This window comes from Marinobacter sp. G11 (genome assembly GCF_021282325.1).
Lineage (GTDB): Bacteria > Pseudomonadota > Gammaproteobacteria > Pseudomonadales > Oleiphilaceae > Marinobacter > Marinobacter vinifirmus.
In genome coordinates this window covers 1-7,035 of record NZ_JAJSPB010000059.1, presented here as the reverse complement: position 1 = coordinate 7,035, position 7,035 = coordinate 1, and the positions used below count along the sequence as shown (strand labels likewise).

Below are 7,035 nucleotides of genomic sequence, written 5' to 3'. Positions count from 1 at the left end.
GGCACAAAACACGGAATCGGTTGACCCATCGTGACCGCTCAGAGTACAAAACTGACTCCAGCGTGATGGCCGTGTGCAAACCGGTCACGATCCCCGGAATGACCGGTCACGTTCGCCGGAATACGCACAGTGCGAAGCAAACTGAGTTTCACAAAATTGCCAGAGCTAAAGGCTGGCGCCTGGTAGACATTGGGGAACGCTGGGGTGTTGGTGAGCGGCAAATGAGCCGGATTGCGAACCGACCAACTCGCAAAGACCTCGACGCGATCAACGGCCTCCCCTACAAACAAACATGATTGGAAAACGACCATATATGCCAAAGCCAGGAATGCCAAGCATGAAACGCTTTCAAATTATGGTGTTAATCGGAGCAATTATCGCGTCGGCAGGAACGCTCCCCTACGCATGGAACACGATTGCCGAGACGGCAGGCCAAAGCGGCTTTATCTTCAGTGGCAAGGCAATCGAAGTCGGGAAACTGGTGATGCTGCCGGGGGCCGCCTTGTTGTTTTATGGATTCGTTCGATGGGCGCTAATTCAGTTCGAAGAACTGCACCATTACACTAAAAAACAGGATTGGAAACCGTATGACTGATGGAATGAAGACTGCCCTTACGCTCGCCCTTCTTGCCGCCTTGTTCATGTTGGGGGCAGCGATGACCAGCATCACTGGCGTTGTCGAGTGGAGACTGCTTGGTGTACTGCCTTTTATCTGCATGGGCGCTAGCGCGATGGTATTCAGGTGGCCCTCGTACATGTACCGCTATTTCAGCAAGGTTTCTGAACGCGATTCGGAGCGGGGCGTTGTGTCGATTCACACCATGGGTGTCGTCGGCCTCGTGGTAGCGCCAGTGGCAGTTTACCTGTTGTTTTTCGGATGATTACAAACATTGGAAACCGGCCATGTACGTGAATGACGCGGAATGTGAGGCGGCGGGGCTCGACACCAAAGAGGTCGAACGCATTGCCAAAGGGCTTTCGAGGTACGCCAAACAAGCCGAGGCGCTGGGAATCCAAGTTTTTGGTGGAACCGGCTCTGGAAGCCTGCGCTTTAATGATGGCGGATCTGGAAAACTGATTGTTGCCCATCTTGCTGGTGATTTCGACGGTGGCGACGGTGGTTCGGGGCCTTCCGTTGATGGCCTTGAGCGTGGCGAAACATGATTGGAAACCGGTACAAAGTTACCAACTTTATTAGTACGGGTTGCAGGCTTTCCGGCGTTTGAACAGCGAATTTTTGCCAAAAGTTACCTATTCTATTTTCCAGGGTCGTGTTCGCAAATCCATTTTATGCGGCCTTCGGCGCTGATTGAGTTATGGTGATTTCTGGTGTACAGGGAGATAAGAGGATGGCGTATCCTGTTGATTGATCACAACCAAGATCTCAATCAACAGAAGGTGATACGCCATGACCGAGTCTACCCTGAAAGCTCTTTCACAACCAGAAGAACAAGTGACCGATCCGCTGACTGAGTTGCTGCGCAACGGTGCTCGCGAACTGATCGCTCAGGCCGTGGAAGCTGAACTTCAGGTTTTACTGGAGCAGCATGCTGAACATCGACTGCCGGATGGCCGCAAGGCTGTGGTACGCAATGGCTATTTGCCTGAACGTACTGTCCAGACCGGTATTGGCGATGTCGAGATCAAGGTACCCAAGGTTAGGGATCGCAGCGGCTCCGGTGTCCGCTTCAACAGCTCCTTGTTGCCGCCATACCTAAAGCGGGCTCGAAGTGTCGAGGAGCTGCTCCCCTGGCTATATCTGAAGGGGGTGAGTACAGGCGATTACCAGGATGCACTGGCTGCATTGCTGGGCGATCAGGCCAAGGGGCTTTCCGCCAACACCATCAGTCGATTGAAACAGCACTGGATTGATGAGCACCGCGGCTGGTGTCAGCGTGATCTGAGCCAGAAGCGCTACGTGTACTGGTGGGCTGACGGCGTATACAGCAACGTGCGCATGGATGACCGCCTCTGCCTGCTGGTGATCATCGGCGTGACGGAGCATGGGCGCAAGGAGCTGGTTGCGGTTGAGGACGGCTACCGAGAGTCGGAGGCCAGCTGGTCAGAACTGCTGTCGGGACTGCGGGCCCGGGGCCTGACGACCAGCCCGAAGCTGGCGATCGGTGACGGTGCCCTGGGCTTCTGGAAAGCACTGGCCAAGTGCTATCCGGACACCCGCCATCAGCGCTGCTGGGTGCACAAGACGGCGAACATCCTGTCCGCGCTGCCAAAGTCGGTGCAACCGAAAGTCAAGGCGGCGCTGCATGAGATCTGGATGGCCGAGACGCGGGCTGACGCACACAAGGCCTTTGACCGGACTCTGGTTCGCTTCGAGTCGAAGTATCCCGGCGCCATGGAACGGCTGCGCAAGGATCGTGAGGCGCTGCTGGCGTTCTACGACTTCCCGGCAGAACACTGGGTCCATATCCGGACGACCAATCCGATCGAATCGACGTTTTCGACGGTGCGCCTGAGAAGCAAGAGAGCGCGGAACTGCGGCTCCCGAGAGACCACGCTGGCGATGGTCTACAAGCTACTGGAAACCGCGCAGAAGCGCTGGAAACGGATCAAGGGATTTGATCTGCTGGCCCTCGTGGTCAACAACGTGAAATTCAAGGATGGGGAACAAGTACAGGATCAGTCAGACAGGAACGCCGCCTGAGCCCGTACACCAGATTTGACAATAACTCCCCAGACCACCGTTCAGCGTTGACATCACCGGGATACCGAACCCGCCAAGCTATCATTCAGGTCGTGCAGCCGAACGCCCAGTCTTGTTGATCAGCGCGTAAAAATGACTAGGTGGAGGTGCGGATGAGTTATGGTGATTTCTGGTGTACGGGGAGATAGAAGGATGGCGTATCCTGTTGATTGATTCCGGCAAGAATCACAACCCACAGAGAATGATACGCCATGACCCAGTCTACCCTGAGAGCGCTTTCACAACCAGAAGAACAGGTAACAGATCCGCTGACCGAGTTGTTACGCAGCGGTGCCCGCGAGTTGATCGCACAAGCCGTTGAGGCCGAGCTCCAAGTGCTACTGGAGCAGCATGCTGAGCATCGGCTGCCGGATGGTCGCAAGGCCGTGGTGCGCAATGGCTATTTGCCCGAGCGTACCGTCCAGACCGGCATCGGCAATGTCGACATCAAGGTGCCGAAAGTACGGGATCGGAGTGGTTCCGGGGTTCGCTTCAACAGCACCTTGCTGCCGCCGTACCTGAAGCGAGCCCGGAGTGTGGAGGAAGTGCTTCCCTGGCTGTACCTGAAGGGTGTGAGCACCGGCGATTACCAAGAGGCACTGGCCGCGTTGCTGGGTGATCAGGCCAGGGGCTTGTCGGCCAACACCATCAGTCGCTTGAAGCAGCACTGGATCGATGAGCACCGGGAGTGGTGTCAGCGAGATCTGAGCCAAAGCCGCTACGTGTACTGGTGGGCCGACGGCGTATACAGCAACGTGCGCATGGATGACCGCCTCTGCCTGCTGGTGATCATCGGCGTGACGGAGCATGGGCGCAAGGAGCTGGTTGCGGTTGAGGACGGCTACCGCGAGTCGGAGGCCAGCTGGTCAGAACTGCTGTCGGGACTGCGGGCCCGAGGCCTGACGACCAGCCCGAAGCTGGCCATCGGCGACGGCGCTTTGGGCTTCTGGAAAGCACTGGCCAAGTGCTATCCGGACACCCGCCATCAGCGCTGCTGGGTGCACAAGAGCGCGGAAAAAGGGGTCTGACCCCTTTTTGCCGCCTTAAAGAAAAGGGTTTGATAGATAGTATCAAACCCATGCTTTGACAGGTTAACGTCATAAATTAGCAGATTACTTCATGTACTTATCAAACCAGCCAAGTAATTTTTCTGGATTCTGACCAAAGTAATTGTAGCCAACCCAGCGTCTCGTTGTGCCTTCAATCCAGAACAATTCTTTCTCTTCAGAGCCCAATAGCTCATAGGTTTTCTGACCATCAGAATCTTCAGTCCACTTGTCTCCACGAACTTGCACAACCAGTGTTGGCATTTTGACATCTTTTGCAAATAAGTGTGGTGTCATTTCTGCATTTTTTAAACCGCCAGCTTTGATTTGCTCAAAATCCAGTATTTCTGGGAAGTCACCAGCCCCGTCAAGAACAGAGTTCGCGTAGTTTTTAGTAAAGGCTTCCATTGAGACTACTAGTGGACTCACCATACAAGACACATTTTCAAACAATTCTGGATGGCGTGAAATCGCTTCATACTGAGCGTTACCACCGGTGCAACGGCTTAGTAATCCGACTTTCATTTTTGATAGCTCGGGGTGATTATCAACGTATTGTTTTGCACCTATACAATCTCGCCATTCATAACGACCAACACCACAAGCACCATTGTTGCCGGTACCACTGCGGCCTAGGTTACGTAAATCATACGTTAGGATATTGTATCCGGCATCGTGCAGGTGTTTTATTTCATATAAAAAATTAATTTCTGTTGGATCCATGAATGTCCAAGGATCAAGGTGTCCTGCTAAACCATAGCGATTCATTGGCAGTGGGTGGTTTGCAATAATTAAAAGGTCAGATTTTTTTGCTGCGGGGATGTACCAAGCCTCAAGAGGGACGCCGTCTAAAGATGGAAAGAACAAGTCCTCATAATCCATGCCATATTCATCTGGGTTGCGTAATACAGGGGTTCGCATTGGTTTTGCCGAAAACTCAGCGACTGCTTTAATAACTTCAAATTGTGCTTCAGTTGGTTGTTTTTCCGTCGTCATTTTCCACTCCAAGTGATACAGATATATGTTTAAACGAACACTTTCCACCATAGACGTGGGAAACGGTAACTGTCAAGGTATCTGTCGCCCTGTCTGATTTTTATGCAGCCACTCTCACTGCCTCAGTGACCACTTTCCGCTCTGGATTCAACGATACGAATGTCACCGGTTCCCAGTTACGGGTGCCACCGCTCCAGCGCTCAGGATGTGCCGTTCTGGCTGCGAGATTGAGCGCATGGCGCTTCTCCAGTATCGCCTTGTCCTCTCCGGTATGGCGCTGCACCGGTGTTACGAAGCGAATGGCACTGTGACGATGCTCATGGTTGTACCATTGAACGAACCTGTGTACCCATTGCTGGGCTTCCGTTAGATCAGCAAAGCCATCTGCGGGATAGTGCGGTACATACTTGCAGGTGCGGAACAGGGCCTCGGAGAAGGCGTTATCGTTACTCACTCTTGGCCGACTGAACGATGGCTGGATCTTTAGATCCCGCAGCTTCTCCAGCAAGGTCGCGCCTTTGAAGGGGCTACCATTATCGGCGTGTAACACCAGCGGCTGGCGCACGATATTTTCGGCCAGCACCGCTCGCTCAATGACGGTACGGGAGTTGGCTGCAGACTCGCCCAGGAAAGCCTCCCAGCCCACCACCTTGCGGCTGAAGATATCGAGGATCATCACCAGATAGTAGTAGGTCCCCTTGGCTGGGCCGGGGAGCCAGGTACAGTCCCACGACCAGACCTGATTGGGTGCTGTTGCCGTATGCGTAGTCGGTGCTGGCCGTGATTTGCGGGCCTTGGCACGACCTCGATGAGCCAGCTGACCATGCTTGCGCAATACACGATAAAAACTGGAAACTGATGCGATATAGCGCTGTTCTTCGTCCATCAAGCGCACCACGATCTGATCCGGTGGCAGGTCAGCAAACTCTTCCCGGTGACACTGCTTCAGGATGTCAGCTTCCTCCTCTGGCGTGAGGGCATTGGCGGGCACCGGCCGTTCGGCAAAAGGGCGTTGGTCCTCCTTGACATCGCCCTCCCGCGTCCAGCGCTGATGAGTGCGAATCGAGATACCGACCACCTCGCAGGCGGCACTGAGGCGGGCTCCGTCGTCGCAGGCCCTGGCGATCAGCTGTACGGCGTTTTGGCGATCTTCGATGCTGATCATGACTCCTCGTCCCCCCAGATCGCCCGTACTTTTTTTGACAGGGTCAGCAGTGCAGCTGTCTCCGCCAATGCTGAGTTTTTACGTTGCAGCTCGCGTTCCAGCTCCTTGATGCGCTTGCGCTGCTGCCGAGCCTCCTCGGCTTCGCGACGGCGCTCGTCATGAGACAGGCTGGCCGCTTGTTCACAATCATGTCGCCAGCGTTGCAGTTGCTCAGGGTACAGGCCTCTCTGGCGGCACCAAGCGGCGACCTCCTCGGTGTTCATTGATGCGGTCTCAAGCACGGCTGCAAACTTGTCCCGGGAGGACCAGCCCTCAGCGCCCTGATCACTGGTATCAGGCAGGCAGCGGCCTTCCGCACGGGCTTCTTTACGCCACTTGTAAACCGTAGCTGAGGAAATACCTTCCTGGCGGGCTACTTCTTCAACGCTCTGGTTGTACGGTGGTAACAGCTTGGCCACTACGGCCTGACGTCGCTCATCGGAGTAACGAGGCATACAGATCTCCCAACGCCCCTGAATGATTAAGAGAGTTTAACAAAGAGCGCGTCAATTATCCTGACAGAGGGGGGTGCCCAGCTGCGTGGAGTTATGGTGATATCTGGTGTACAGGGAGATAGGAGGATGGCGTATCCTGTTGATTGATCACGACCAAGATCTCAATCAACAGAAGGTGATACGCCATGACCAAGTCTACCCTGAGAACTCTTTCACAACCAGAGGAAGGTGTGACTGACCCGCTGACTGAGTTGCTTCGCAATGGTGCCCGAGAACTGATCGCACAGGCCGTTGAAGCTGAACTTCAGGTTTTACTGGAGCAGCATGCTGAACATCGGCTACCGGATGGTCGCAAGGCTGTCGTGCGCAATGGCTATTTGCCAGAGTGCACTGTCCAGACGGGTATCGGCGATGTCGAGATCAAGGTGCCGAAGGTCAGGGATCGCAGCGGTTCCGGCGTCCGCTTCAACAGCTCTCTGTTGCCGCCATACCTGAAGCGCGCCCGGAGTGTCGAGGAGCTGCTGCCCTGGCTGTATCTGAAGGGGGTGAGTACCGGCGATTACCAGGATGCACTGGCTGCATTGCTGGTCGATCAGGCCAAGGGGCTGTCCGCCAACACCATCAGCCGGTTGA

7 protein-coding genes and 2 pseudogenes are annotated in these 7,035 nt (G+C 54.8%); 7 read left to right on the top strand and 2 right to left on the bottom strand.

Annotation, left to right across the window (positions count from 1 at the left end; translation table 11 throughout):
• From LWH94_RS18610 to LWH94_RS18585, 6 genes and pseudogenes are all read left to right on the top strand, one after another.
• Positions 1-296: hypothetical protein (locus tag LWH94_RS18610; RefSeq protein ID WP_232903235.1), on the top strand; the 296-nt coding region annotated here is incomplete at its 5' end.
• Positions 297-337: 41 nt separating this feature from the next.
• Positions 338-595: a hypothetical protein gene (locus tag LWH94_RS18605; protein ID WP_232903234.1), complete on the top strand. Its 258-nt coding sequence runs from the start codon at positions 338-340 to the stop codon at positions 593-595.
• Positions 588-881: a hypothetical protein gene (locus tag LWH94_RS18600; protein WP_232903233.1), complete on the top strand. Its 294-nt coding sequence runs from the start codon at positions 588-590 to the stop codon at positions 879-881. Before LWH94_RS18605 ends, LWH94_RS18600 begins: the two co-directional genes overlap by 8 nt.
• A 22-nt stretch (positions 882-903) precedes the next feature.
• Positions 904-1,164 (top strand): hypothetical protein, encoded by a 261-nt coding sequence (locus LWH94_RS18595; protein WP_232902064.1) that lies wholly within the window; start codon positions 904-906, stop codon positions 1,162-1,164.
• Positions 1,165-1,408: 244 nt separating this feature from the next.
• Complete coding sequence (locus LWH94_RS18590) at positions 1,409-2,662, top strand: IS256 family transposase (RefSeq protein WP_232903232.1); 1,254 nt, start codon at positions 1,409-1,411, stop codon at positions 2,660-2,662.
• Positions 2,663-2,913: 251 nt separating this feature from the next.
• Positions 2,914-3,714 (top strand): annotated as a pseudogene (locus LWH94_RS18585) (IS256 family transposase); the annotation flags it as partial.
• 99 nt (positions 3,715-3,813) lie between these two features.
• Here LWH94_RS18585 and LWH94_RS18580 read toward each other — a convergent pair.
• Both LWH94_RS18580 and LWH94_RS18575 read right to left on the bottom strand, forming a co-directional pair.
• Complete coding sequence (locus LWH94_RS18580) at positions 3,814-4,743, bottom strand: alpha/beta hydrolase family protein (RefSeq protein WP_232903231.1); 930 nt, start codon at positions 4,741-4,743, stop codon at positions 3,814-3,816.
• A gap of 100 nt (positions 4,744-4,843) precedes the next feature.
• A pseudogene (locus tag LWH94_RS18575) lies at positions 4,844-6,402 on the bottom strand (IS3 family transposase).
• Positions 6,403-6,587: 185 nt separating this feature from the next.
• Here LWH94_RS18575 and LWH94_RS18570 point away from each other — a divergent pair.
• Positions 6,588-7,035: transposase (locus LWH94_RS18570; protein ID WP_232903230.1), on the top strand; the 448-nt coding region annotated here is incomplete at its 3' end.

Coding starts and splice junctions, on each gene's coding strand:
- LWH94_RS18605 (WP_232903234.1), top strand. CDS start 338: ATGAAACGCTTTCAAATTATGGTGTTAATCGGAGCAATTATCGCGTCG.
- LWH94_RS18600 (WP_232903233.1), top strand. CDS start 588: ATGACTGATGGAATGAAGACTGCCCTTACGCTCGCCCTTCTTGCCGCC.
- LWH94_RS18595 (WP_232902064.1), top strand. CDS start 904: ATGTACGTGAATGACGCGGAATGTGAGGCGGCGGGGCTCGACACCAAA.
- LWH94_RS18590 (WP_232903232.1), top strand. CDS start 1,409: ATGACCGAGTCTACCCTGAAAGCTCTTTCACAACCAGAAGAACAAGTG.
- LWH94_RS18580 (WP_232903231.1), bottom strand. CDS start 4,743: ATGACGACGGAAAAACAACCAACTGAAGCACAATTTGAAGTTATTAAA.